This is a genomic window from Nocardioides luteus (assembly GCF_000960475.2).
GTDB lineage: Bacteria > Actinomycetota > Actinomycetes > Propionibacteriales > Nocardioidaceae > Nocardioides > Nocardioides luteus_A.
Genome location: NZ_JZDQ02000020.1, coordinates 84,030 through 108,283 on the forward strand (window position 1 = coordinate 84,030; position 24,254 = coordinate 108,283).

26 protein-coding genes are annotated in these 24,254 nt (G+C 71.1%); 13 read left to right on the forward strand and 13 right to left on the reverse strand.

What is annotated here, in order from left to right; genetic code table 11:
- Positions 1-46 precede the first annotated feature (46 nt).
- From UG56_RS15330 to UG56_RS15340, 3 genes are all read right to left on the reverse strand, one after another.
- Entirely contained in the window at positions 47-772 is a 726-nt protein-coding gene (locus UG56_RS15330) for a methyltransferase domain-containing protein (RefSeq protein ID WP_071327108.1), read from the reverse strand.
- 37 nt (positions 773-809) lie between these two features.
- Complete coding sequence (locus tag UG56_RS15335; protein WP_071327109.1) at positions 810-1,250, reverse strand: SAV_6107 family HEPN domain-containing protein; 441 nt, start codon at positions 1,248-1,250, stop codon at positions 810-812.
- A gap of 192 nt (positions 1,251-1,442) precedes the next feature.
- Positions 1,443-2,036 carry a hypothetical protein gene (locus UG56_RS15340; protein WP_045551726.1) on the reverse strand — a complete coding sequence of 198 codons (594 nt, stop codon included), beginning with the start codon at positions 2,034-2,036 and terminating at the stop codon, positions 1,443-1,445.
- 143 nt (positions 2,037-2,179) lie between these two features.
- Here UG56_RS15340 and UG56_RS15345 point away from each other — a divergent pair, with 143 nt between their 5' ends.
- Both UG56_RS15345 and UG56_RS15350 read left to right on the forward strand, forming a co-directional pair.
- On the forward strand, positions 2,180-2,815 hold the full coding sequence (locus UG56_RS15345) for a DUF4126 domain-containing protein (protein ID WP_045551727.1): 636 nt from the start codon (positions 2,180-2,182) through the stop codon (positions 2,813-2,815).
- The gene (locus UG56_RS15350) at positions 2,812-4,137 is read left to right on the forward strand and encodes a phytoene desaturase family protein (protein ID WP_143055053.1); all 1,326 of its coding nucleotides are present in this window, start codon (positions 2,812-2,814) and stop codon (positions 4,135-4,137) included. Before UG56_RS15345 ends, UG56_RS15350 begins: the two co-directional genes overlap by 4 nt.
- A gap of 7 nt (positions 4,138-4,144) precedes the next feature.
- Here UG56_RS15350 and metF read toward each other — a convergent pair whose 3' ends face one another.
- Positions 4,145-5,035: a methylenetetrahydrofolate reductase [NAD(P)H] gene (metF, locus tag UG56_RS15355; RefSeq protein WP_045551728.1), complete on the reverse strand. Its 891-nt coding sequence runs from the start codon at positions 5,033-5,035 to the stop codon at positions 4,145-4,147.
- A 34-nt stretch (positions 5,036-5,069) separates the two neighbouring features.
- Between metF and UG56_RS15360 the strand changes: the two genes are divergently transcribed.
- Positions 5,070-6,155 carry a polyprenyl synthetase family protein gene (locus tag UG56_RS15360; protein WP_045551729.1) on the forward strand — a complete coding sequence of 362 codons (1,086 nt, stop codon included), beginning with the start codon at positions 5,070-5,072 and terminating at the stop codon, positions 6,153-6,155.
- A gap of 7 nt (positions 6,156-6,162) precedes the next feature.
- Here UG56_RS15360 and UG56_RS15365 read toward each other — a convergent pair whose 3' ends face one another.
- Positions 6,163-6,840, reverse strand: a complete 678-nt coding sequence (locus UG56_RS15365) for an anti-sigma factor (RefSeq protein ID WP_071327110.1) — start codon at positions 6,838-6,840, stop codon at positions 6,163-6,165.
- Positions 6,830-7,411, reverse strand: a complete 582-nt coding sequence (gene sigK / locus UG56_RS15370) for an ECF RNA polymerase sigma factor SigK (protein WP_256206653.1) — start codon at positions 7,409-7,411, stop codon at positions 6,830-6,832. The genes UG56_RS15365 and sigK overlap by 11 nt, the downstream gene beginning before the upstream one ends.
- 123 nt (positions 7,412-7,534) lie before the next feature.
- Between sigK and UG56_RS15375 the strand changes: the two genes are divergently transcribed.
- Positions 7,535-9,064: a molybdopterin-dependent oxidoreductase gene (locus tag UG56_RS15375; protein WP_071327111.1), complete on the forward strand. Its 1,530-nt coding sequence runs from the start codon at positions 7,535-7,537 to the stop codon at positions 9,062-9,064.
- A gap of 3 nt (positions 9,065-9,067) precedes the next feature.
- Here UG56_RS15375 and UG56_RS15380 read toward each other — a convergent pair whose 3' ends face one another.
- Genes UG56_RS15380 through UG56_RS15390 form a run of 3 tightly spaced genes read right to left on the reverse strand, consistent with a single transcriptional unit; the run spans position 9,068 to position 10,324 of the window.
- On the reverse strand, positions 9,068-9,490 hold the full coding sequence (locus UG56_RS15380; RefSeq protein WP_052694254.1) for a barstar family protein: 423 nt from the start codon (positions 9,488-9,490) through the stop codon (positions 9,068-9,070).
- A 5-nt stretch (positions 9,491-9,495) separates the two neighbouring features.
- Positions 9,496-9,909 carry a ribonuclease domain-containing protein gene (locus UG56_RS15385; RefSeq protein ID WP_143055054.1) on the reverse strand — a complete coding sequence of 138 codons (414 nt, stop codon included), beginning with the start codon at positions 9,907-9,909 and terminating at the stop codon, positions 9,496-9,498.
- 43 nt (positions 9,910-9,952) lie between these two features.
- Positions 9,953-10,324 carry an Rv2175c family DNA-binding protein gene (locus UG56_RS15390; protein ID WP_045551989.1) on the reverse strand — a complete coding sequence of 124 codons (372 nt, stop codon included), beginning with the start codon at positions 10,322-10,324 and terminating at the stop codon, positions 9,953-9,955.
- A 113-nt stretch (positions 10,325-10,437) separates the two neighbouring features.
- Between UG56_RS15390 and pknB the strand changes: the two genes are divergently transcribed.
- From pknB to UG56_RS15410, 4 genes are all read left to right on the forward strand, one after another.
- Positions 10,438-12,567, forward strand: coding sequence for a Stk1 family PASTA domain-containing Ser/Thr kinase (pknB, locus tag UG56_RS15395; protein ID WP_143055055.1), 2,130 nt, complete (start codon positions 10,438-10,440; stop codon positions 12,565-12,567).
- 2 nt (positions 12,568-12,569) lie between these two features.
- Positions 12,570-13,490 carry a deoxyribonuclease IV gene (locus UG56_RS15400; RefSeq protein WP_045551499.1) on the forward strand — a complete coding sequence of 307 codons (921 nt, stop codon included), beginning with the start codon at positions 12,570-12,572 and terminating at the stop codon, positions 13,488-13,490.
- Between the two features lie 183 nt (positions 13,491-13,673).
- Entirely contained in the window at positions 13,674-14,720 is a 1,047-nt protein-coding gene (locus tag UG56_RS28410; RefSeq protein ID WP_052694153.1) for a hypothetical protein, read from the forward strand.
- A 10-nt stretch (positions 14,721-14,730) separates the two neighbouring features.
- A complete protein-coding gene (locus UG56_RS15410) occupies positions 14,731-15,201 on the forward strand; it encodes a GNAT family N-acetyltransferase (RefSeq protein WP_045551498.1) in 471 nt (156 codons plus the stop codon).
- Here the strand turns inward: UG56_RS15410 and UG56_RS15415 are convergent.
- The 3 genes from UG56_RS15415 to UG56_RS15425 all read right to left on the reverse strand — a co-directional run bounded on the left by UG56_RS15415 (position 15,198) and on the right by UG56_RS15425 (position 18,782).
- A complete protein-coding gene (locus UG56_RS15415) occupies positions 15,198-16,538 on the reverse strand; it encodes a class II 3-deoxy-7-phosphoheptulonate synthase (protein ID WP_045551497.1) in 1,341 nt (446 codons plus the stop codon). The two genes, UG56_RS15410 and UG56_RS15415, sit on opposite strands and share 4 nt — an antisense overlap.
- Positions 16,539-16,593: 55 nt before the next feature.
- Positions 16,594-17,244: a VOC family protein gene (locus tag UG56_RS15420; protein WP_045551496.1), complete on the reverse strand. Its 651-nt coding sequence runs from the start codon at positions 17,242-17,244 to the stop codon at positions 16,594-16,596.
- Positions 17,245-17,333: 89 nt separating this feature from the next.
- Positions 17,334-18,782: an APC family permease gene (locus UG56_RS15425; protein ID WP_045551495.1), complete on the reverse strand. Its 1,449-nt coding sequence runs from the start codon at positions 18,780-18,782 to the stop codon at positions 17,334-17,336.
- A gap of 143 nt (positions 18,783-18,925) precedes the next feature.
- Here UG56_RS15425 and UG56_RS15430 point away from each other — a divergent pair, with 143 nt between their 5' ends.
- The 5 genes from UG56_RS15430 to UG56_RS15450 all read left to right on the forward strand — a co-directional run bounded on the left by UG56_RS15430 (position 18,926) and on the right by UG56_RS15450 (position 23,012).
- Complete coding sequence (locus tag UG56_RS15430) at positions 18,926-19,756, forward strand: DUF1028 domain-containing protein (RefSeq protein WP_071327113.1); 831 nt, start codon at positions 18,926-18,928, stop codon at positions 19,754-19,756.
- Positions 19,753-21,222, forward strand: a complete 1,470-nt coding sequence (locus UG56_RS15435; RefSeq protein WP_045551033.1) for an FGGY family carbohydrate kinase — start codon at positions 19,753-19,755, stop codon at positions 21,220-21,222. The genes UG56_RS15430 and UG56_RS15435 overlap by 4 nt, the downstream gene beginning before the upstream one ends.
- Positions 21,219-21,689 carry a hypothetical protein gene (locus UG56_RS15440; protein WP_143055056.1) on the forward strand — a complete coding sequence of 157 codons (471 nt, stop codon included), beginning with the start codon at positions 21,219-21,221 and terminating at the stop codon, positions 21,687-21,689. Before UG56_RS15435 ends, UG56_RS15440 begins: the two co-directional genes overlap by 4 nt.
- Positions 21,686-22,558 (forward strand): metallophosphoesterase, encoded by an 873-nt coding sequence (locus UG56_RS15445; RefSeq protein ID WP_045551031.1) that lies wholly within the window; start codon positions 21,686-21,688, stop codon positions 22,556-22,558. The genes UG56_RS15440 and UG56_RS15445 overlap by 4 nt, the downstream gene beginning before the upstream one ends.
- Before the next feature lie 61 nt (positions 22,559-22,619).
- Positions 22,620-23,012 (forward strand): nuclear transport factor 2 family protein, encoded by a 393-nt coding sequence (locus tag UG56_RS15450; RefSeq protein ID WP_256206654.1) that lies wholly within the window; start codon positions 22,620-22,622, stop codon positions 23,010-23,012.
- Here UG56_RS15450 and UG56_RS15455 read toward each other — a convergent pair.
- Positions 22,997-24,254 (reverse strand): HNH endonuclease (locus UG56_RS15455; RefSeq protein WP_084101101.1); only part of this gene is annotated, 1,258 nt, incomplete at its 5' end. The two genes, UG56_RS15450 and UG56_RS15455, sit on opposite strands and share 16 nt — an antisense overlap.

The window sequence follows — 24,254 nt, forward strand, 5'->3', positions numbered from 1 at the left end:
CAATCCGGCGAAGCGAAGCGAGCCGAATGCGAAGCGAAGCGAGCCATCAGCGAAGCGAAGCGAGCAGATGCACCTGGGTGGCCAACGGCAGGTATTCGGCGCGGGTAGAAGCCCGCTGCTCGAGATCGACGAGCGCGTTGGTCGCACCAGGGTCGACGTCGAGCAGCGACCCAGGAACATGATCGACGAACACCCGTACGCCACGCACGTCCCTGACCTCGAACCCGGCCGAGTCCAGCAGCCCGGTGACCTCGTCGAGCGCGAACCGGCGCCCCGAGCGCCCCTGCGGAGCGGTGTCGTCGAGGAGCTCGGCCGCCTGGGCGAAGTGGCCGGCCAGGGCGCGGGAGAGGACGGCCGCGGTGCGCTGGGCGACGAGCAGGCTGAGCGTGCCGCTCGGACGGAGCACCTCGCGGATCCCCGCCAGTGCGGCAGCGGGGTCGGGGACGACCTCGAGGACGCCGTGGCAGAGCACCACGTCGGCGCCGCTGGGGTCGACGACGTCGGAGAGCTCGGCCAGGTCACCCTGGCGCGCGTCGACGGAGACTCCGGCCTCCCGGGCGCGGCGGTCGAGCGCCGCCAGCGCGTCGGGGCTGGGGTCGACGACGGTGACCCGGTGGCCGAGTCCGGCGATGCGTACGGCTGAGGTGCCGGTGCCGCCGCCGATGTCGAGGACGTCCAGCTGGCCGGAGGCCAGGACCGGGTCGAGCGCGTCCCAGACGGCGACGGTCCGGGCGCCTGCCCGACGACTGGTTGATGCGGAGCCAGCTGCCATGGGGCCAAGCGTAGGCCCTGATCCCACCACACCTGAATCAGCCCACGAGGCTGTCGTGCCGCAGGCGGGTGACCTGAGAGCTGTGCGCCATCAGCCCGAGAGACTCCTCCACGACGGCGAGGAACCGGTCGGCGTCGCGGACCTGGTCGTGGGCCTCCTCCGCGGTGACCGCCCGGATCGAGCCGGCCTCGGCAGCGGCGCGCTTGGCGGCGCCGGCCGCGAAGTAGTCAGCCCACTCGGAGAGCTCGGGCGCGACCTTCTTGAGCCGGACCCAGGCGTTCCACGGACGGCGGCGACCGGCGCGGCTGGCCGCCTCGACAGGGTCGGTGCGGGCCGCGATCAGCGCCGCCGCGGCCTGGAGGGCGGCGACGTGCGCCATGGCGTACCGGCTCGGCACGTCGTCGGCCGCGATGGCCTCCGAGAGCGACTCGGTGGCGCGGAACAGGTAGCTGTGGGTCGTCGCCGGCAGCAGATGCATCGGGGTCGTCCTTCTCGCTCACGGTCGACCCCGCAGTGGACGGCTCCGGCGGGGGTCGGGGGTCGAGGACGACACCCGCCGGAGCCTGCTTGTTCGAACATCTGTTCGAACACGTGATCAAACTACACCCCGCCACCGACAGTCACAAGACGTTTCGGTGACGGGGCGTGTCGAAGCGGTGGAGCGGGTCGCTCAGTCGTCGGCGACGGCGCCGCGGATGCGGTGCGGCGGGTGGATGTAGCGCGTGTTCGCCGGCAGCCACATGACCGCCAGCAGGCCGGCGGCGATGAGGATCGCGATCACGGTGAGCACGCTGATGGTCACCGGCGGCCCGGTCATGATGCCGCCGATGCTGGCGACCACGGAGATGAACACCAGGAAGGTGATCACGATGCGGGCCCACTCGAAGCCGTTGCGGAGGAAGACCGTGAGCACACCCAGCATGCTGGCCATGACGCAGAACAGGGTGATCGCGGGGGCGATGAACGCCGGCGCGCTGACCCGGTTGTCGTTGGGCGGGTTGATCAGCGCGTCGAGACCCTCGGTCTCCAGGATGCGCTTGGCCGAGGAGTTGCCCTCCGCCCACGCGCGCACCAGGTCGTCGGAGCGCAGCACCATCACCGCGACCACGACCGCGCTGAACGCGATCAGACCGATGATCAGCCGAACCGCCCAGGTCATCTCCCGCGGGACGGGCTCCGCTGCGAGGGCGGCCACCTCGTAGGCGACCTCCGCTTCCTCGCTCACGACCACACCTTCGTTCTCGTCGGGTGTCGTCATGGTCATCCGGTCTCCTTGCGACGTGGGGTTCGGTCTCCGTTGATCAGGCCATTCTGCCGTACGGGACACAACGGGGGTAAATACCCGAGCGCGTGCTCCCGGTCTCAGGCCGGGGCCGCACTGTCGGTGGCGTAGGCCAAGATGTCCTCATGGAATCTCTAGCGCTGACCTTCTCCAGCGGGTGGGCCAGTGGCATCAACGCCTACCTGGTCGTGCTGGTGCTCGGCGTCGTGCAGCGTACGACGGGGGCCGAGGAGATCCCCGACGTGCTCGGCACCTGGCCGGTGCTGGCGGCCGCGGGGTTGATGTACGCGATCGAGTTCGTCGCCGACAAGGTGCCCTACATCGACTCGACGTGGGACTCGATCTCCACCGTGATCCGTCCCACGATCGGCGCCGTGATCGGTGTCCTGCTCGCCGGTGAGGCCGACTCCCTCAACGAGGCCGTCGGCGGCGTCGTGGGCGGCACCTCGGCGCTGATGTCCCATCTGATCAAGGCCAGCGAGCGGCTCGCGGTCAACACCTCCCCCGAGCCGGTCTCCAACTCGGTGGTCAGCCTGGCCGAGGACGGGCTCGTCCTCGGTGTCGTCTGGTTCGCGACCGAGCACCCGCTGGCGGCGGCGGGCGTCGCCGGCGTCCTGCTGGTGGCCGGGCTGGTGCTGGTCTATCTCATCGTCCGCGCGGTCCGCGGGGGCTGGCGCAGGCTGACCCGGCGCGGGCGACGGGGCGCCCCACCACCTGGCGGGCCCTCCGACGGCACCACCAAGCCCTATCCCGTCCAGTGACGAGCGTCGTCGTCCTCGGGGGCGGGTACGCCGGGATGGCCAGCGCCGCCAGGCTGGCCAAGCTCGGCCACTCGGTGACCCTGCTCGAGGCCTCCGGCGAGCTCGGCGGCGCCCTGGTGCCGGTGCGCGAGGAGGGGTTCACCTGGGACGCCTCGGCGACCTCGACCCTGCTGCCCGCGGTGATGCGCGACCTGTTCCGCAAGTCCGGGCGGCCCGCCGAGCGTGAGCTCGAGCTGGTGCCGATGGACGTGATCCGCGAGCACCGGTTCGCCGACAAGACCTCGGTCGCCGTGCCCGGCGGGACCCGCGGGGCCCAGCTGGCGGCCTTCGACGGGCTCGGCCGCGGCGTGGGTCAGGCGTGGACCGACTACGTCGCCCGGTTCAGCGAGGACTGGGAGGTGCTGCGCCAGCACTACTTCGAGGTGCCGTGGGAGCCGTCGGCGCTGCCGTCGGCCGTCGCGGAGCGGTTCAGGTCCCGCGAGACCCTCCACAAGCGGCTGCGCAAGACGTTCAAGGACGAGCGGCTCCGGCTGGTCGCGGCGCACCCGTTCGTCGCCGCGGGGCAGGAGCTGCGTGACGTACCTGCCTGGGCGGGGCTGACCGCCTACCTCGAGCAGCGGTTCGGAGCCTGGCGCGTCGAGGGCGGGATGGGCGTGGTCGCCGAGGTGCTCGCCGCCCGGATGACGACCCGCCGGGTCTCGGTGCAGACCGCGACCCGCGTGGAGGACATCGTCGTACGCGACGGGCGGGCGGTCGCGGTGAGCACCACCGCCGGCGAGATCGACCTCGGCGCCGACGGCGCGGTCGTGGTCGCCTTCGACCCGCGCTCGCTGCCGGCTCTGCGGCCGCTGGTCGAGCGCACCCTGCCGGCGATCCCGCCGATGACGTTCCATCTCGGGCTCTCCGAGCTGCCCGAGCACCTCACCGACCTCCCCGACGAGCTGGTGCTCCACGGCGAGCCGACCCTGGTCGTACGCACCCGCGGGCTCGCCCCCGCAGGGCAGCACGGCTGGACGATCCACTCCTACGGCAAGCTGATGGAGGATGTCCTGCTGGCGCTGGCCCGCCACCGGATCGACGTCCGCGAGCACGTCGTGCACCGGGTCGACCTGGGCGCCGCCGAGCTCGTACGCCGCTGGCGCGGCTCCCCGCTGGGCGTGAAGTGGGCAGGGCGCAACACGGTGTTCCAGCGGCTCGGGCCGCGCACCCCGATCCCGAACGTCTACGCCGCCGGTGCGCACGCGACGCCCGGCTCCGGACTGCCGTTCGCGGGGCTGTCGTCGGCGCTGGTCGCGCAGTCGATCGGACCAGCCGCGAAGTGAGCGCGGCCTAGACGGTGACGTTGAGCTTGGCGAAGATCTCCAGCGTCGCCTTGGAGCGGTTGAGCGTGTAGAAGTGCAGCCCGGGCGCGCCTCCGTCGAGGAGCTCCTGGCACAGCTCGGCGGCCACGGCGATGCCCTCGGCGCGGATGTCGGCGGGCTCCGGACCGGCGGCGGTGAGGCGCTCGACGATCTCCTCGGGGACCTCGGCGCCGATCAGCTCGCTCTGGCGGCGGATGGCGGCGAGGTTCAGGATCGGCATGATGCCGGGCAGGATCGGGATGTCGACGCCGCGGGCGCGGACCCGGTCGACGAGGCCGAAGTAGTCGGCGGCCCGGAAGAACATCTGGGTGACCGCGAACTCCGCCCCGGCCCTCGCCTTGGCGACCAGGACGTCGGCGTCGGCCTCGATCGACTCCGCGCTCGGGTGGCCCTCGGGGAAGGCGGCGACGCCGATGCGGAAGTCACCCCGCTCCTTGGCCAGCCTCACCACGTCGATCGCGTGGTCGAGACCGCCGGGGGTCGGGGTCCACGCGGCCCGCGGACCCTCGGCGGGGTCGCCGCGCAGTGCCATCACGTGGGCGACGCCCTGGGCGGCGTAGGAGTCCAGGATCGCGGCGACCTCGTCGCGGGTGTGACCGACGCAGGTCAGGTGGGCGACCGGCAGCAGCTCGGTCTCGGCGGCGATCCGGCCAGTGATGGCGACCGTCTTGTCACGGGTCGAGCCGCCGGCGCCGTAGGTGACGCTCACGAAGGTCGGGCGGTAGGGCTCCAGCGCGCGCACGGCGTTCCACAGCTGCTCCTCGCCGGCCTCGTCCTTGGGCGGGAAGAACTCGAAGGAGAACGAGCGCTCGCCCTGGTTGATCAGCTCCGCGAGGGAGCGTCCACGTCCAGTCACCATCGGGCCATCGTAGTGAGTGCCCTAGGCTCGGAGAGTGAATGAAACGTGGGGCGCCGGTGAATTCCGCAGTCGCGTCCAGGGGGCTCTGGACACCTTTCTCGAGACGCAGTCCGAGCGGCTGGCCCCGCTCGGCGACGAGGTCGAACCGCTGCTGCGCCGGGCCCGTGAGTCGATGTCCGGCGGCAAGCGGCTGAGGGCCGCGTTCTGCTACTGGGGCTTCCGCGCGGTCAACCCCTCCCCCACGCCCGCCGAAGACGAGTCACTGGTACGCGCGGCCGCCGCGCTGGAGCTGCTCCAGGCATCGGCGCTCGTCCACGACGACGTCATCGACGACTCCGACACCCGCCGGGGCGCACCGGCCGCCCACCGTGCCTTCGAGGCCGACCACGCCGCCGCGGGCTGGCCCGGCCGGTCCCGTGCCTACGGCGATGCCGCTGCCGTGCTCCTCGGAGACCTGCTGCTGACCTGGTCGGACGAGCTGCTTCGTACCTCGGGGTTCGGGGGTGCCGAGACCTCCGCCGCGCTCTCGGTCTTCGACCACACCCGCAGCGAGGTCATCGCCGGGCAGTTCCTCGACATCACCGTCCAGGCGCGCGGCGCCGCGGACGTCGAGGCGGCGATGAAGGTGGTGCGCTACAAGGCGGCGAAGTACTCCGTCGAGAGGCCGCTCCACGTCGGCGCCGCCCTGGCGGGAGCCTCCCCGGAGCAGATCGCGGCACTGTCGGCCTACGGCCTTCCGGTCGGCGAGGCCTTCCAGCTCCGCGACGACCTCCTCGGCGTCTTCGGCGACCCCTCGGTCACCGGCAAGCCCGCCGGCGACGACCTCGTCGAGGGCAAGCGCACGGTCCTGGTCGCGCTCGCCCTGACGGGCTCACCGTCCGCCGACGCCGACCTCCTCGACCGCTCCCTCGGTCAGCAGCTCACCGAGGAGCAGGTCGCGGCGCTGCGTACGATCATCGCCTCCTCCGGCGCCGAGCAGCAGGTCGAGAAGGCCATCACCGAGCTCGCCGACCAGGGTCTCACCGCCCTCGACGACGCGAAGACGTCGGGTCTCCTCGACCCGGACGCCGCGGAAGTCCTCCGCGCCCTCGCCACCGCCGCCACCCAGCGCACCGTCTGAGGTCGCCTCAGAGACGCTCGGCGGGCATCTGGAAGAGGACCTTCTCGGACGGCTCCTCGGAGCCGCCCATCGGCTCCATGGTGACCATGAGGTCGCCGTCCTCGACGGGTACGGCGACGGACATCTCCTCGTCCAGGACGCCGGCCGACTCCATGCCGGTGTCGGTGTGCCACCAGACCTGGTAGGTCATCCCGGCGGGACGCGCGAGGTGGGCGGTGTCGACGGCGACCATGCGCATCTGGTGGGACATCGCGACCATCAGCTCGCCGTCGGAGGTCTCCTTCCTGTGCATCCGCGCGTCCGGCGCCGACATCACCTCGGCCGCGGTCGTCGCGGGTGGGTCGTCGTGCCGGACGACCACGCCGACCGTCACGCCGGCACCGATGACCAGGGCGGCGGCCGCGGCCGCGACGCCCGCGAGCCACCGGCGACGTCGACGGATCGCCGCGACCACGGGCGGCACCTGCGGTGTCTCCGAGGCCGTACGCATCACCCGGGCGCGCAGCGCCGCCGGAGGCGCCTCGGCGACCGGGAGGGCGAGCGCCGCGGTCGCCGCCCGCAGCGAGTCGACCTCCTCCCGGCAGTCGGGGCAGACGGCCAGGTGCGCCTCGACCTCTGCGCGCTCACCGGGCTCCAGCGCGTGCAGGAGATAGGCCCCGACCAGACCGTGTACGTCAGGCGCCATCGTGACCCTCCAGACAGTCCCGCAGCCGGATCAGCCCGTCCCGCATCCGCGTCTTCACCGTCGGCAGCGGCCGCCCGAGCATCTCGGCGACCTGCGGGTAGGTGAAACCCTGGTAGTAGGCCAGCCGCACCGCCTGCGACTGCAGCGGCGTGAGGGAGTCCAGGCAGCGGCGTACGCCTTCGTGCTCGTCGGCCGTCACCACCGCCTCCTCGGGGCCGGCGACCTCGACCGGCTCGCGCCGGGCGACGTGCTCCTCCCGCGCTCGTGACGCCTGCGACGAGCGCACCGTGTCGACCGCCCGCCGGTGCGCGATCGTCAGCACCCAGGTCCGCACGCTCCCGCGGGCGGGGTCGAACCGGGTCGCCTGGCGCCAGACCTCGGTGAACACCTCCTGGGTCACCTCCTCCGCACGCGAGGGGTCGCGCACGACCCGCCGGGCGACGCCGAAGACGAGCAGAGCCAGGTCGTCGTAGAGCCGGCCGAAGGCATCCAGGTCTCCCCCGGCGACCGCGGCCAGCGCCGCCTCCGGGTCCAGCTCGCCGTCCGGGTCCGGCGACGCAGCATCGCTCACGACCCGCAGCGCTCGTCGCACACGCACCCCTTCCGTCAGATGATCGATCTCACCCCTGGGTTCGCAGCCGAGGAGTGGGAGGATTGGACCCATCCGCCCACCGAACGGCCACGAACCCACAGCATGACATCCCGCATCGTCCCCGGACGTCCGAACGGCCCCGTCACGGGCATCGCGGCCGGCGTGCTCGGCCTCGGTGTCGCCGAGCTCATCGCGGCCCTCGCCCGCGGCACCTCACCCCTGCTCGCGCTCGGCGACCGGGTCATCGACCTCACCCCGCGCTGGCTCAAGGAGGCGGCCGTCTCCGCCTTCGGCACCGCCGACAAGCCGGTCCTGCTGGCCAGCGTCGCGCTGGTCACGCTGGTCCTCCTCGGTGTGGCCGGCGCCCTGGCCGTACGCCGCCCCGCACTCGGCGCGGCCATGCTGCTGCTCCTCGGGGCCGTCGACGTGGCCGCCCTCCTGGCCGACCGGGCGGGCAACGGGACCAGGGGAATCGTGGCGCTGGTCATCGGCCTGGCGGTCGGGATCACCGCCCTGGTGCTGCTCACCCGGCCCTTGCGGGAAGCCGATGCCACCCCGGCCGAGGCGGAGGCGCCCGACGGCTTCGACCGTCGCCGGTTCCTGGTCGCCGCCGCTGCGGTGACCGCGGTGGGCGCCGCCGGCGGGGTCGGCGCGAAGGTCGTCACCGGCCGCCGGCATCCCGCGACGAAGGTGGCCATCCCGGCGGCCGTCTCCCCCGCCGCGCCCCTCCCGGCGGGCGCGGAGCTCCGGATCGACGGCCTGACGCCCCACCTGACCTCCGTCGAGGACTTCTACCGCATCGACATCGCCCTGCTCACCCCACGCGTCGACGTCGCCGACTACCGGCTCAAGATCCACGGCCTGGTCGACAACCCGGTCGAGCTGACCTATGCGGACCTGGTCGCGATGCCGCTCTACGAGCGCCGGGTCACGATCTGCTGCGTGTCCAACGAGGTCGGCGGCGACCTGATCGGCAACGCGACCTGGACCGGCGTACGCATCCGCGACGTGCTCAAGCGCGCCGGCGTCGATCCCCGCGCCGACGCGGTGAAGTCCACCGGCGCCGACGGGATCACCATCGGCACCCCGCTCGAGGCGCTCACCGACGGCCGCGACGCCCTGCTCGCGATCGCCCAGAACGGCGAGCCGCTGACCCAGGACCACGGCTTCCCCGTACGCATGGTCGTCCCCGGCCTCTACGGCTACGTCTCGGCGACCAAGTGGCTGACCGACCTCGAGGTGACCCGCTTCGACGACTTCCGCGCCTACTGGACCGACCGCGGCTGGTCGGCGCAGGGCCCGATCAAGACGGAGTGCCGCATCGACCTCCCCGGTGACGACGTGATGGCCGGTGAGCGCACCGTCGCCGGGGTCGCCTGGGCACAGCACCGCGGCGTGAGCAAGGTCGAGGTACGCATCGACGACGGCCCCTGGCAGCCCGCCACGCTCGCCACCGAGGACAGCATCGACACCTGGCGGCAGTGGACCTTCCGGTGGGACGCGACCGAGGGTGAGCACCGGATCCAGGCACGGGCCTATGACCGCACCGGGGTCCCGCAGACCGCCGACGAGGCACCCGTGGTCCCCGACGGGGCCACCGGCTACCCGACCCGCGTCGTGACCGTCGGCTGAGGCTCAGCCCAGGTCGGGCAGGTCGGTCTCCGGACCGTCGCCGCGCAGCAGCACGGTGAACGCCGGCCGGTCCTCGGAGATCTCCGCCGCCCGGTCTCGGAGGACCTGGACGATCTTGTCGAAACCGGCACGGTCCGCGTACGCAGCGCACCCCCACGTCTCCCACAGCAGCACCGTCGGCGCGGAGAGGTCGCGCAGCGAGTCCCACAGCGCGTCGAGGTTGCGGCCGAAGTGGGCCGGGAACCCGAGCGCGGTGCCGATGGCGCCGAGCACCTCGTCCTTGGTCTCGGCCACGTCGGCGATCTGCGCCAGCGCCCAGCCGGCGCCGGTCACCGACTCGGAGAGGTCGGCCGCGGCCAGCTCGGTGTGCCAGCGGTAGACGCCGGGCTCGACCTTCCCGGCCAGGAGACCTGCCAGTCCACTCATTCCCATCACCCCCGGTCGATCCGTGAGAACGACTCGTAGTGGTCCTCGGTGAAGTAGAACTCCCCACCCTCGCCTGTGACGATACGCCGCGCACCCCGGTCCTCGGAGCCAGGTGTCGGCACGGTGTATTCGGCGTAGTAGCCCGGCGCCTCCTCGGGCAGGATGCCCTCACGGTTGCCGAAGGTGCTGCCGTCCTTGCCCGGGTAGGGGAACGGGCCGCCGGCGTCGATCAGCTCGAGCGTCTCGACGCCCTCGGGCGGCAGGTCGGACTCCGCGATCCAGGCGAGCCCGCTCTCCGGATCGGTGCCTGTCTTCCCGCCCTCACCCGAGCCGGCGCCGCCGCCGGCGGTGCCGCATCCGGCGAACAGCGCCATCACGACGGCGAGCAGCAGACCGATCAGGGCAGACTTCGACCTCACGAGGTTCCTCCGAGACGTACGGGCAGGGCCTGGGCAGGCCTGGTCAGAGTGCCATGGCCTGGGCCCGGCGCTTGACCTCCGACCCGCGGTTCTCCCGAAGCGCGTCGATCGGGCGGCCCGGGAGGTCGTCGTCGAGGAAGAGCCAGGCGATGATCTCGCGGTCGTCGTAGCGTCCGTCGTGGAGCACGTGCAGCAGCCCGCTCAGACCCTTGACCGGCAGGCCGTCCTGGATGAACAGGGCCGGAATGTGCTGGCCCTTCATCCCCGGAGGCACCGCCGCGGCGAGCTCGTGCTCGCGGATCATGGTGCGCACCTTCCCCACGGTCACCCCGAGCAGCGACGCGGCCGTAGCCCAGTCGATCCACTCTTCAACCAGGACACCCAGATCCTGCTCAGCCAACCGCACATCGCTCATAACGATCACATTACCGGCCCGGGTAGCCGCGCCGGAAAGTCGTGAGTGGGACCCGCTGGTCCGTACCATTGCCCGGTCCGGAATACTTCTCCGACCGGAGACAGGAGGATCGCGTGGCTAGTGAGGCGGACCCCCGTGACGGCGTCGTCGGGCGCCACGGCGGAGGCTCGGCTACCGCATCCGACCCCCTGCTGGGCAAGGTCTTGGGGATGCGTTACCGGATCGTCGAGAAGGTCGCGAAGGGCGGCATGGCGACGGTCTACGTCGCCCACGACATGCGGCTGGACCGCATCGTCGCCGTCAAGGTGATGCACCAGAACCTCGACGAGGAGGGCAACTTCGCCGAGCGGTTCGTGCGCGAGGGCAGGTCTGCGGCCAAGCTCTCCCACCCCAACGTGGTCGCCGTCTACGACCAGGACGAGGACGATGGCGTCGCGTTCCTCGCCATGGAATACATCGAGGGCCACACCCTGCGCGACACGATCGCCTCGCAGGCCCCGCTGGGCGCCGGCAAGGCGCTGGCCTACATCGAGCCGATCCTGAGCGCGATGTCCGCAGCGCACGCGATCGGGATCGTTCACCGCGACATCAAGCCCGAGAACGTGCTCATCACCACCGGTGCCGCCTCGATCTCGCAGCGGGTCAAGGTCGCCGACTTCGGCCTGGCCCGGGTGATGACCAACAACTCCAACGATGCGACCACGGGCAACCTGGTCGGCACCGTCTCCTACCTCGCGCCCGAGCTGGTCACCGAGTCCAGGTCCGGGCCGCGCACCGACGTCTACGCCGCCGGTGTGGTGCTCTACGAGCTGCTCACCGGCCGCAAGCCGCACAGCGGCCCCTCGCCGGTCGACATCGCCTACAAGCACGTGCACGAGGACGTACCGCCGCCGTCGAAGGCCGCCCCCGGGATCCCCCGGTACGTCGACGCGCTGGTCGCCCGCGCGACCGCCCGCGACCCCGAGCTGCGCCCGGCCGACGCCGGCGTGCTCCTGCGGATGGTCAACCGCGTCATGGCCACCCTGTCCGCCGGCATCTTCGACGACCCCGATCTCACCGCCGACCTGGCGCTGCCCTCAGCCGGCGCCCCGGACAAGGCGACCCAGGCCGGTGGCCCCGACGCCCCGGCGCGGGCCCACGACGAGGCCGGCTCCGAGGCGACCGCCGTCCTGCCCGCGCTCGGCCTGAGCCCCAAGGGCCCCACCGGCCCGTCCGGCCCGCCGCCGGGCCGTCCCCCGGGTCCGCCGGGACCACCTCCGGCCGTCGGCCTTCCCGCCGGCACACGGCTCTCGCTGAGCGAGCCCGAGGAGAACGTACGCATCGCCCCCACGCCCACGCAGCCGAAGCAGCGCTGGAGCATGCCGGCGAGCTGGAAGGGCCCGATCGCGATCGGTGCCGCCGTCGTGGCCGTCGCGCTGGTGGCCGGCGGCCTGTGGTGGTTCATCGACGGCCGCTACGAGCGGGTGCCGTCCGTGGCGGGCCTGAGCAGGGGCGAGGCGACCACCGAGCTGCAGGAGGCCGGCTTCGAGGTCTCGGCCAACACCGAGTTCTCCGACACCGTCCCGAAGGGCACCGTGATCGACTCCGACCCCGGGCGCGGCCACAAGGCGCTGCCCGGCTCGACGGTGGAGATCAGCGTGAGCAAGGGCATCGAGGAATACTCGGTGCCGAAGGTCAAGGGCATGCTCGCCGACGATGCCCAGGACGAGATCCAAGACCTCGGCCTCAGCGTCGGCGACCCGATCGAGAAGTTCAACGACAACGTCCCCGCGAGCTACGTCATCAACTCCCAGCCCCGCGCCGGCACCCTGGTGCGGCCCGGCAAGGCGATCGTGCTCGTGATCAGCAAGGGCCCGGCCCCCGTCGCCATCGTCGACTGGACCGGCCGCAGCGCCGAGCGGGCCAAGAAGTCGCTCGAGGGCGACGGCCTCAAGGTCGAGATCCAGGAGGAGGAGAACCAGGAGGTCCAGCCCGGCACCGTGCTCAGCCAGAGCCCCAACTCCGGCACCCTCCCCAAGGGCGAGACGGTGACCCTGGTCGTCTCCAAGGGCCCCGATTCCGTCCCGGTCCCCAACGTCGTCGGCAGCAGCAAGGACGCCGCGAAGCAGACCCTCGAGGCCGCCGGCTTCAAGGTCAAGGAGGAGCACGACGACTTCTCGATCGGTCTCAACTTCGTGACCCGACAGGAGCCCGCCGAGGGCGAGGCGCCCTACGGCTCCGAGATCACGATCTGGTTGAACTGACCTTGACTTCTCCTCGGACCTCTTCTCGGACCTCGCTTCGCAACCCGATCGGCACCCACGTACAGGTCGGCAAGGGCCTCGTCGCCGGCGCCCTCGCCAACACCGACGCGGTCGGCGGCGAGACGCTGCAGATCTTCGTCGGCAACCCGCGCGGCTGGGCGCTCTCGGCCGGGAAGCCGGCCGAGGACAAGGCGTTCCGCGCCGAGCTCGAACGGCGCGGGATGCGTGCCTTCATCCACGCTCCCTACCTGGTCAACCTGGGCTCGCCGACCCCCACGACCTACGAGAAGTCGGCGGCCCTGGTCGCCCACAATCTCCGCCGCGCCGCCGACATCGGCGCCGAGGGCGTCGTCATCCACACCGGCTCGTTCGTCTCCCCCGAGGGCGATGCCGGCGAGAAGCACACCGCCGCGCTGAAGCAGGTCCGTGAGGCGCTGCTGCCCGTGCTCGAGGAGATCTCCGGCGACGACGCTCCGTGGCTGCTCCTGGAGCCGACCGCCGGACAGGGACGCTCGCTGTGCGCGGGCGTCGAGGACCTGCCGGCCTACCTCGGGGCGGTCGACTTCCACCCCAAGGCCGGGATCTGCCTGGACACCTGCCACGTCTTCGCCGCCGGCGCTCCGCTGGACGAGCCCGGTGGGGCGACCGCCTGTGTCGACCGGATCGTCGAGATCGGTGGCGCCGGGCGGCTCCGGCTGATCCACGCCAACGATTCCAAGGACGTACGCGGCAAGAACCTCGACCGCCACGAGCAGATCGGTCGCGGCCACATCGGCACGACCGCCTTCGAGGAGCTCTTCGCGCATCCGGCGACCGACGGGGTGCCCTTCATCCTGGAGACCCCGGGCTCGCGCGACGCCGAGAACCCCGACATCCCGCTGCTGCGCGATCTCCGCGCATCGGCGCACGGTCGAGGCGTGTGACCTAGGCTTGGGAAACACGGGAGTGAACTTCGACGCCATGGGGGTGGCATGACCAGCTGCGCACAGTGTGGACACCGGCTGTCCGACGAGCCGACGTGTTCGATGTGTGGTCTCGAGGTCGCCACGGAGCCCGATCGAGCAGTCGAGGTTGACTCCACCGATGTAGAGGAAAGGACGCCACCCGTGTCCACTGCTGAAGCGAAGCCCGAAGCAACACACCCTGCTGAAGCGAAGCCCGAAGCAACGCACACTGCTGAAGCGCAGTCCGACGACGTCACACCCGAGACGGACGAGCTCGACGAGCCCAACGGGAGCACGGCGATCCGGAAGCCGGTCGAGGCGACCGCGCCGGAGGCTGTCGAGGACGAGCCCGATGCGGACCACACCTCTCTGAGCCTGCCCCGGATCAGCGCCTACGGCGACGAAGACCGGCCCGGTCCTGCCTCCTCGATGGCGGTCGCCGACGCCGAGCCGACCGAGCGCACCTCGCGGCGCCCCTCGCAGGCCGTGGAGGAGGAGCTCGACACCGCCGAGCCCACCGAGGCCACCGTGATCCGCCCGGCGTACGCACCGCCGACGTCACCGCCGCCCGCCACTCCCCCGCCGGCCCAGGAGCCGGCCGCCACGGAGTCGGCAGCGGAGGTGGCGGTGATCCCCGATCCGGAGCCGTCGCCGATCCCTGACCCCTCGCCCTTCCCGGAGCCGACGCCGGTTCCCGGACCCGATCCTGTCCCCGACCCGGAGCCGACGCCGGAGCCGATCCCGGAGCCGGGCCCGGTTCCCGAGCCGGAGCCGACCCCCGAGCCGGTCCCCGCGCCCGAGCCGGTCTCCGAGGCCACGGCCGAGGTGGCGTACCAGCCCTTCGTCCAGCCCTCCGGGATGCTGGTCCAGGAGGCCCACAACGGGCAGGCCCGCCACTGGGCGCCGCCGGCGGAGACGGTGCCGGCCGACGGAATCCACGACGCCGAGCCCGCCTATGCGACCGGCTACGCCGAGGAGGCCTATGCCACCGCGGGATCCGACGACTGGCAGACCGGCTACGGCTACGTCGGCGAGCAGGAGCCGCTCGAGCAGGACTTCGGCGACTACGGCGCCCAGCAGGAGTACGTCACCTCGCTGATGGCCGCGGAGGCCGAGGACAACCCCTCGACCTGGCTGGTGCTGCTGTGGGTGGGCGCGATCTTCATGATCGTGATGCTCGTGCTCGGCATCTGGCTGATGACGCTGTAGCGCTGACTGTATGCCGAGAATCATCGTCGCCGAGATCGAGAGCGACGAGCAGCGCGCCCTTGCCCTCGACGTCTGGCGGGCGGCCAACGCCGCCCGCCGCCGCACCGCCACCGAGGCTCGGGTCCGCCGGGTCCGGGAGAAGCTGGAGGCTGCCGAGCTCGCGCTGATCGCCCACTACGGCACCCGCCCGGCCGGGATGCTGGTGGCCGAGACCTACCTCGTCGACGGCGTCCCGCTTCCCGGCTACGGCCACATCTCGATGGTCTTCGTCGACCCCGCCGTGTGGGGCTCCCACGTCGGCACCGAGATGATCCGCGACCTCCAGTCACGCGGCTGGGAGGGCCTCAGCGTCTGGACCCGCACCGACAACCGCCGCGCCCAGCGCCTCTACGAGCGCACCGGCTTCACCGACACGGACAACCGCAGCACGCTCCACGACGGCGAGGAGATCATGCAGCTCGCCTGGGCCCGCGAGGGCTAGCGGGATCGCAGCATCTCGGCGACCTGAAAGGCCATCTCGAGCGACTGGACGCGGTTGAGACGCGGGTCGACGACGGACTCGTAGCGGTGGACGAGGCCGGCCTCGTCGAGCTCCTCGCCGCCGCCGATGATCTCGGTGACGTCGTCGCCGGTGTTCTCCACGAGGATGCCGCCGGGGACCGTCCCCAGCGCGTGGTGGACGTCGAAGAAGCCCTGGACCTCGTCGAGGACGTCCTCGAAGCGGCGGGTCTTGTAGCCGTTGGAGGTGGAGAAGGTGTTGCCATGCATCGGGTCGGAGATCCAGGTGACGTTGACGCCCTCGGCGGTGATCTTCTCGACCAGACCGGGCAGCCCGTCGCGCACCTTCCCCGCACCGAAGCGGGTGATGAAGGTGAGCCGGCCCTCCTCGTTCTTCGGGTTGAGCTTGGCGGCCAGCGCGAGCGCGTCGTCGGGGGTCGCGGTGGGGCCGAGCTTGCAGCCGATCGGGTTGTTGAGGTGGCGGAAGTACTCCACGTGGGCACCGTCGAGCTGACGGGTGCGCTCACCGATCCAGACGAAGTGGCCGGAGACGTTGTAGGGCGTCTCGGTGCGCGAGTCGATGCGGGTCATCGCGTGCTCGTACTCGAGCAGCAGCGCCTCGTGGGAAGAGTAGAAGTCGACCCGGTGGAACTCCTCCGGGTCGGCGCCGATGGCCTCCATGAACGCGATCGCGCGCTCGATCTCGGAGCCCATCGCCTCGTACTTCGCGCCGACAGGCGAGTTGCGCACGAACTCGGAGTTCCAGGTGTGCACCTGGCGCAGGTCGGCGTAACCACCGGTGGTGAAGGCGCGCACGAGGTTCAGCGTCGAGGCGGAGGCGTGGTAGACGTCCAGCAGCCGCTGCGGGTCGGGGACACGGGACTCGGCGGTGAACTCGAAGCCGTTGACGGCGTCGCCGCGGTAGGCGGGCAGGGTCACACCGTCGCGGGTCTCGGTGTCGGAGGAGCGCGGCTTGGCGTACTGCCCCGCGAGACGGCCGATCTTCACGACCGGCACGGAGGCGGCGTACGTCAGCACGACCGCCATCTGGAGCAGCACGCGGAGCTTGTTGCGGGTGTTGTCGGCGGTCGCCTCGGCGAACACCTCGGCGCAGTCGCCGCCCTGCAGGATGAACGCCTCACCGCGGCCGGCAGCAGCGATCGAGCTCTTGAGCTGGTCGCACTCCCCCGCAAAGACGAGCGGCGGCTGGTTCCTCAGCTTGTCGACCGCCGCGGCCAGGGCGACCGGGTCGGAATAGGTCGGCTGCTGAAGGGCTCCGATGGCGTGCAGCTGCTCGAGGGAGGGGAAGGCGTCGTTCACGAGCCTCAGGGTACGCGGGCTACCCGATTGTTACGAAGTCATCTCAGCGATCGGGTCATCCCAGCGTGACCTGGCCCCTGGGGGTGTCCAGGACCACGACCAGCCGCTGCTCGGGTCCCTTGTCGACCTCGAGCTCGACCCCGAGAAGAGCGAGAGTACGCCGCGCGGCACGCGGATCGGGATGCTCACCGCGCACGGCGACCAGGTCGAGGACCGGCAGGGCACCCAGGCCGGGGTGAGGGGTGGGGCCCCAGTCGATCAGGAACGGCTTCAGCGGCTCCACCGGGCCCTCCATCGCACGCGTCAGCCGCCACTCCAGCATCTCGCCGCCCGGAGTCGCCCGCGACATCGCGCGCGGGTCGCCGGGGTCGTAGCCGCCCGCGCGTGAGCGCTCTACGACCCGCTCGATGCTCTCACCGTCCGCCCGTGCGGCGAAGGTGACCATCCGCGGCTCGGTGAGCCGGTCGATGCCGAATGCGGTCACCGGAGCGGCGCCGGCCCGGTCCGGGTCCGGACCGACCACCTCGAGGTAGTGCTGCCGTCGTTCGCCTCCCACGCTGAGCGCGACCAGCGCGTTCGCGCTCCCGACCGGGTGCCTCCCGCCGGCCACGGGCGTGACGCCCGTCAGCGCCACGACCTCTGCCACGGCCGCAGCGAGATCTGATCCTGCGTAGACCAGATGATCCAGGTTCGCGGGAACGCTCACAGCACCCGAACATAGCGCGGCGCGACGACGGCCAGGGCCGGCGTACGTCCGTGGGGAACGTACGCCGGCCCCGACCGAGAGTCACCCCGCTACTCGTCGTCCTCGGGGTTGAGGTCCATGTGCTCGATGTCCTGGAAGTGTCCGCCCTCGGGCTTGTAGAAGATCCGGGTGAGGCCCCACAGGACGATGCCGATGACGAGCAGCACACCGGCGACCTTGTACTGGTCCAGCTGCTCGGCGCTGCGTGCCCACGGGCCCGCCAGGTAGGCGCAGGTGACCGCTCCGACGACCGGGATCCAGATCGGCGCCTTGAAGTAGTCGGGGTTCTCCGGCGGACGGCGGCGGATGATCAGCAGCGCGATGTTGACCACGGTGAAGACGCACAGCAGCAGCAGCGAGGTCGTGCCGCCCAGCAGCGAGACGGTCTCGGCACCCTTCTCGGAGCCGCTGGCGTTGACCACCCAGATGATCAGGCCGAAGGCGATCGCGGTGGTGAACAGGATCGCGATCCACGGAGTGCGCCGCCCGTGCAGCACCTTGCCGAGCACCGGCGGCAGCACGAACTGCTTGGCCATGCCGTAGACGAGCCGCGAGGCCATCAGCATGTTGATGAGGGCGGAGTTGGCCACCGCGAACATCCCGATGAACGGGAAGATGGTGTCGAACGGCAGGTTCGGGGCGCCGGCGGCGACGACCTGGGTCAGCGCGGATCCCTTCTCCGGGTCGGTGAGGTCGCCGACCGGGACCAGGGCGACCGCGGAGATCGACACCAGGACGTAGATGAGTCCGGTGATCCCGAGGCCGGTGAGCATCATCTTGGGGAAGTCACGGCGAGGGTTCTCGGTCTCCTCGGCCATGTTGACCGAGTCCTCGAAGCCGACCATGGCGAAGAACGCCAGCGTGGTGGCCGCGGTGACCGCCATGAAGGCGTTCTTGCCCTCGGCCGACTCGAAGATCATCACGCGGGAGAAGTCCGCCTTGCCGGCGAACATCCCGGCCAGGCCGACGAAGATGACCAGCAGCAGACCGGAGAGCTCGACGAGGGTGAGCACGACGTTGGCCTTGACGCTCTCGCCGACACCGCGCAGGTTGATCAACGCGACCAGGGTCATGAACCCGAGCGCGATCAGGACGAGGGTCAGGCTTCCCGGTGCGGCACCGAGTCCCAGGCCGTCGTTGAGGAAGCCCGCGAACGCGTTGGACGCGGTCGAGGCCGAGGTGATTCCCGAGCACATCACGGTGAACGCGACCAGGAAGGTGATGAAGTGGATGCCGAAGGCCTTGTGCGTGTAGAGCGCCGCCCCGGCCGCCTGCGGGAACCGCGTCACCAGCTCCAGGTAGGAGAAGGCGGTGATCGTCGCGACGGCGAAGGCGACCAGGAACGGGGCCCACGCCGCACCACCGACCTCGCCGGCCACCGAACCGGTCAGAGCATAGACACCGGTGCCGAGGATGTCCCCGACGATGAACAGAAGCAGGAGCTTGGGGCCGATGACTCTCTTGAGCTCGGGGGTCTCCTCTTGCGCCAGGTTGGTCATGGTTCCTCCTGGTATGGATTTCAAGACATGTGCTCGAAAACGGTGAAGGGATCCATCCATCAAAGCCCAACGGCGCCGTTAGGTGTACGACAATTCGTAAACACGCCGTAACCAGCCGAATTTTCGTGGATAGGGTCGCTGTCATGACCTTCTCCATCGTCGCCAGAGCTGTTGATCCCGGCACCGGGGAGCCCACCTGGGGTGTGGCCGTCGCTTCGAAGTTCCTGGCCGTCGGGTCAGCCGTTCCGGCCGCCGTCGCGGGCGTCGGAGCCATCGCCACGCAGGCCGAGGCGAACGTCGCCTACAAGGGCCTCGCGCTGGCCCACCTCGACGAGGGCGCGACCGCTGCTGTCGCCCTGGAGAGGCTCCTGGAGGAGGACGAGCGCAGCGACCACCGCCAGGTCGGCATCGTCGACGTCGACGGCAACGCCGTCTCCCACACCGGGTCGTCCTGCTTCGACTGGGCGGGCGGCCGCACCGGCGACGGCTACGCGATCCAGGGCAACATCCTCACCGGCCCCGAGGTGGTCGAGGCGATGGAGGCCGCCTGGCTGGCCTCGTCCCCCGATGAGCCTCTGCAGCACCGGCTCCTGGCGGCCCTGGCCGCGGGCGACGAGGCCGGCGGCGACAGCCGCGGGCGGCAGAGCGCGGCGCTCCTGGTCGTGCGCGAGGAGGCCGGCTACGGCGGCAACGACGACATCGCGGCCGACCTGCGCGTCGACGACCACGCGGCGCCGATCACCGAGCTGAAGCGACTCCTCGACCTGAGCGACTTCTACCTGACCGCCTCGACCGAGGCCGAGAAGGTGCCGGTCACCCCCGAGCTCGAGGCCGAGCTGGAGACGTACGCCGCGGCGCAGGGCGCCACCGGCTTCCTCGCCTGGGTCGCCACCGAGAACTACGAGATGCGGGTGGCCGAGGACCTGGCCTGGATCGACCGGCGGATCCTCGACATCGTCAGGGCCCCGAAGTGAGCGCAATCCTCGCCATCGACGCCGGCACCACCGGCGTCACCGCGCTGATCGTGACGGAGAAGGGCGAGGTGGCCGCTCGGGGCTATGAGGAGTTCGACCAGCACTTCCCCAGCCCGGGCCGGGTCGAGCACGTGCCCGAGGGGATCTGGCAGGCCACGCTGGAGGCGTGCCGTACGGTCCTCGCGGCCCATGGCCGGGACGATCTGGTCGGCATCGGGATCACCAACCAGCGCGAGACGGTCGTGCTGTGGGACCGGGAGACGCTGGGCTCGCCGCGGCGCGCGATCGTGTGGCAGGACCGGCGTACGACCGCGATGTGCTCCTCGATGGCCGACCACGACGCGCGGGTCCGGGAGCTGACCGGGCTCCGCCTGGACCCCTACTTCAGCGCGACCAAGCTGGCCTGGATCCGCGAGAACGAGCCGCACACCTGGACCCACGTGGAGTCCGGGCGCTACGCGATCGGCACCGTCGACTCCTACCTGATCGCCCGGATGACGCGAGGTCTGCACCACGTCTCCGACGTCTCGAACGCGTCGCGCACGCTGCTGTTCGACATCACGACCAACGACTGGTCCGACGAGCTGTGCGACCTGTTCGGGGTGCCGCGCGACGCGCTGCCGGAGATCGGCCCCAACTGGGGCGAGGGCGTGGTCACCGACCCGCGCTCGTTCCTGGACCTCTCGCTGCCGATCGCCGGGGTGGCCGGCGACCAGCAGGCCGCGCTGTTCGGTCAGGCCGCGTTCGAGGTGGGCGACTCGAAGTGCACCTACGGCACCGGCTCGTTCGTGCTCACCAACACCGGCTCCTCGCCGCAGCGCTCGGAGTCCGGCCTGCTCACCTCGCCGGGGTGGATGTCACCCTCCGGGGAGGTCACCTACGTCCTGGAGGGCTCGATCTTCGTGACCGGCGCCGCGGTGCAGTGGCTGCGCGACGGTCTGCAGATCATCGGCTCGGCCGCGGAGACCGAGGCGCTGGCGCGCACCGTCTCCTCGTCCGACGGCGTCGTCTTCGTGCCCGCGCTGACCGGTCTGGGTGCGCCCCACTGGGATCCTGACGCCCGCGGGACGATCATCGGCATCACCCGCGGCACCACCCGTGCCCACATCGTGCGGGCCACGCTGGAGGCGATCACCTTCGAGGTGCGCGACGTGATGTCGACCATGCCGACGCCTGTCGCCTCGCTCAACGTCGACGGTGGCGCGGCCGCCAACAACCTGCTGTGCCAGCTCCAGGCCGACCAGCTCGAGGTCGACGTCTCGCGTCCCCGCTACGTCGAGACCACCGGCCTCGGCGCGGCCTTCCTCGCCGGGCTCGGGGTCGGCGTGTGGTCCTCGTTCGACGAGATCCGCGAGACCTGGGCCCTGGACCGCACCTTCTCCCCCGACGCCTCGCGTCGTGGGGCGGCCGATGAGGCGTACGCCTCCTGGACGCGGGCCGTCGAGCGCTCCCGACAGTGGGCATGAGCGGTCCCCGGCGCCGGGTTCCCTGGTGGGCGTGGGCGCTGATGGCGGGCGCGGCGGCGCTCCTCGTCGCAGCGCTGGCCGGGGGCGTCACGTTCGTCGCCTGGGTGGACACCGACCTGCGCGAGGCGGCCGACGATGTGCCGGCAGACTGCGTCGACCTCGCGCACGCAGTCGGGGCGCCGAGCCTGCCGGAGGGCACCTCGGCCGCGAGCTGCACCTACATCGAGTTCCAGGACTGGCAGTACGAGGGCGCGATGACGGTCCCCCGGGCGGAGCTCGACGCCTGGCTCGCCGAGTTCCCCGGCTCGCCCACGCTGGCCGAGTCCGGCTGCACCGATGCGATCGCCTGTGTCCAGGTCGACCTCACCCAGGCCGGGGACGAGGTCGACGCCCACTACCTCGACGTCGCCGTGCGGAGCGAGAAGGACGGCGTCGCCGAGGTCCTCATGTCAGCCTTCACGACATGACCCGGATCCTGCATCTCTCCGACACCCATGTCTCCGCGAGCGGCACCGACATGGACGGTGTCGATGCCGTGGCCGCGCTCGAAGGCATTCTGCGCGACGCCCGCCACGTGCCCGGCCTGGACGCCGTCGTCGTCAGCGGCGACATCGCCGACGACGGCTCGGCCGCAGGCTGCCGCGCGGTCCTGGAGCGGGTGGGCGCGTTCGCGGCCGAGCGCGGCATCCCGCACCTCTACTCCACCGGCAACCACGACGCCCGCGGACCGTTCCGCGAGGTGCTCGGCAGCGGACACCGCGACGCCGACGGCAGCGACCGCGGTCGTCTGCTGGATCCGGACTCGGACCTGTGCGCGGCGGTCAGCTTCCTGGGCGACCTCCGGGTCATCACCCTCGACAGCCTCGTACCGGGCCAGACCCACGGCTTCCTGGACGAGCACCAGCTGGCCAGTCTCGCGGCCGAGCTGGCGACTCCGACGCGGGACGGGACCGTCCTCGTCCTCCACCACCCGCCTCTTCACGTCGCCTCGCTCCCCTACGTCGCCGGCGTCGTGCTCCGCAACATCTCCGCCCTCGGCCGGGTGGTGCGCGGCAGCGACGTCCGCGCCGTCCTCACCGGCCACCTCCACTTCCAGGTCAGCGGATTCCTCGCCGGCATACCGGTCTGGGTCACGCCCGGCATCGTCACCCGCATCGACACCACCGCACCCCCACACCTCGTACGCGGCGTGCTCGGAGCCGGTGCCACCGTCGTCGACCTCGCCGACCCGGCGTCCCCCACCTTCCACGTGATCAGCGCCCGCGACCCCCGTGCCGGCGAGCAGGTCTACCTCTACGACCCCGTCTCCGGAGAGGACTCGCTCGAGCCGCTCTGAGGCCCATCCTCGCTCGGGAAATCTGTTTGTCACGCGCCCTCGAGCACAGCACCCTGTGCGCATGACTCTGCTCGTGACAGATGGTGTGAACGTGCCTACGGACGCCCTGCGTCCGCTCGACGCCTACGTATCCGGCCACGCCACCGGCGACCCCGCCCATTTCCGCGACGCCTTCCTCCCCTCGGCCCACATCGAAGGCATCCGCGACGGCGCCTTCGTCTCCTGGCCGCTCGACGACTACTGCGCCCTCTTCACCGGCTCCCCAGCTCCGGATGAGCAGGACCGCGTACGCCGCCTCGACTCCGTCGAGGTCCACGGCACCGTCGCCACCGCGACGATGACCCTCATCCACGGCCCCGACACCTTCACCGACGTGTTCCTGCTCGTGCTCGTCGACGGAGCCTGGAAGATCGCGAACAAGGTCTACCACCGGCACGCTCAGGCAGCCGTGTAGTCGAGAAGTACGTTGCGCAGCCTGAGCTCGGCTGGGGACAGGGGTGGTGGGTCCGGCTGCCAGGTTTCGGGTGGTGGGCTGACATAGGTGTGCCCGGTGGGTGTGATGGTGGTGATGCTGCCGTCTGGCCCTGGTCTTGCCTGCCAGCCGACGGCTTCTTTGGCTTGATTGCATCGCTCGCACAGCCCTTGGAGGTTCTGGGCGTTGGTTTGGCCGCCGTCGGCGTGGCGTTGGATGTGGTCGATGTTGCGGATCGGGGCATCACACCCGACGGTGCGGCAGATCCCGCCATCCCTGGTGGCGATGAACTCGGCCAGCCCGTCGGGTGCCTTGCGGGAGCGCGATTCCATCGCGACCAGTTGGCCGGCGGGGTCGGTGAACAACCGCCGGACGAACACCTCGGCGTCTGCCAAGGCGTCGCGGGCCCAGGCTGCGGGAACAGGTCCGTAGCCCTCGACCGTGGCCGGCTGGTCGCCGTCGTTGGTGAGGGTGTCGGCGGTCATCACGACCTTGACCTCGATCCGAGGCTTCACCCCGGTCTCGCGGCCGGTGACCCGGTCGACGAGGGTGTCAGCCATGACCTGGCCACGGGTCCGTTCGTCACCGGCGGCACGGGCCGCGTTCGCGGCCTGGTCCAAGGCCGCGAACACGGCAACGCCGTCCTTGACCGGCAACAGGGCTCCGAGCCAGGTCATGGTGTCCGGTGCCGGCCGCAGACCGACCCGGCGGTCCTTGGTCGCGTTGGCGGCGCGGGCCACGACGGATTCCTGGTCGAGGGTGATGGCGAGTTTCTTGGCGGCGTTCTCGAGCTGCCGCAGCCCCATCGTGACGGCCTTCGGCTGTTCACCGCTCGGTCCGGGCGCGCAGAGCCGGTCATCGACGACCCGACGGTCCTCCATTGAGAGGCAGGCGGTCTCGCGGGCCAAGATGGTGGCCTGCCACTGCGAGAACAGCCCCGCTTTCATCAGCCTGAAGGTGTGCGGCATCTCAGCGAGCAGGATCTTCGCCAACCCGAGCAGCTGCGCACCCTTGGCCGGTGAAACCCGACGCGCCAAAGCGATCTGCGAGCCCACGCCTTCACCAAGCTTCCGGGCGGGAACCCCAGCGGCAGCCTGTCGGACGCGGGCGGCTTCCTCGAGGCGTACCGCTGCTTCTGCCTGCACGGCCTCGGCAATGCATTTGATCTGTTCGAGCCGAGCGATCCAGTCGACCAGCTCAGCCTCGGACGCGCCCGGTGGCGGT

Coding starts and splice junctions, on each gene's coding strand:
- UG56_RS15330 (WP_071327108.1), bottom strand. CDS start 772: ATGGCAGCTGGCTCCGCATCAACCAGTCGTCGGGCAGGCGCCCGGACC.
- UG56_RS15335 (WP_071327109.1), bottom strand. CDS start 1,250: ATGCATCTGCTGCCGGCGACGACCCACAGCTACCTGTTCCGCGCCACC.
- UG56_RS15340 (WP_045551726.1), bottom strand. CDS start 2,036: ATGACCATGACGACACCCGACGAGAACGAAGGTGTGGTCGTGAGCGAG.
- UG56_RS15345 (WP_045551727.1), top strand. CDS start 2,180: ATGGAATCTCTAGCGCTGACCTTCTCCAGCGGGTGGGCCAGTGGCATC.
- metF (WP_045551728.1), bottom strand. CDS start 5,035: ATGGTGACTGGACGTGGACGCTCCCTCGCGGAGCTGATCAACCAGGGC.
- UG56_RS15365 (WP_071327110.1), bottom strand. CDS start 6,840: ATGGCGCCTGACGTACACGGTCTGGTCGGGGCCTATCTCCTGCACGCG.
- UG56_RS15375 (WP_071327111.1), top strand. CDS start 7,535: ATGACATCCCGCATCGTCCCCGGACGTCCGAACGGCCCCGTCACGGGC.
- UG56_RS15380 (WP_052694254.1), bottom strand. CDS start 9,490: ATGAGTGGACTGGCAGGTCTCCTGGCCGGGAAGGTCGAGCCCGGCGTC.
- UG56_RS15390 (WP_045551989.1), bottom strand. CDS start 10,324: ATGAGCGATGTGCGGTTGGCTGAGCAGGATCTGGGTGTCCTGGTTGAA.
- UG56_RS15410 (WP_045551498.1), top strand. CDS start 14,731: ATGCCGAGAATCATCGTCGCCGAGATCGAGAGCGACGAGCAGCGCGCC.
- UG56_RS15425 (WP_045551495.1), bottom strand. CDS start 18,782: ATGACCAACCTGGCGCAAGAGGAGACCCCCGAGCTCAAGAGAGTCATC.
- UG56_RS15430 (WP_071327113.1), top strand. CDS start 18,926: ATGACCTTCTCCATCGTCGCCAGAGCTGTTGATCCCGGCACCGGGGAG.
- UG56_RS15440 (WP_143055056.1), top strand. CDS start 21,219: ATGAGCGGTCCCCGGCGCCGGGTTCCCTGGTGGGCGTGGGCGCTGATG.
- UG56_RS15445 (WP_045551031.1), top strand. CDS start 21,686: ATGACCCGGATCCTGCATCTCTCCGACACCCATGTCTCCGCGAGCGGC.
- UG56_RS15450 (WP_256206654.1), top strand. CDS start 22,620: ATGACTCTGCTCGTGACAGATGGTGTGAACGTGCCTACGGACGCCCTG.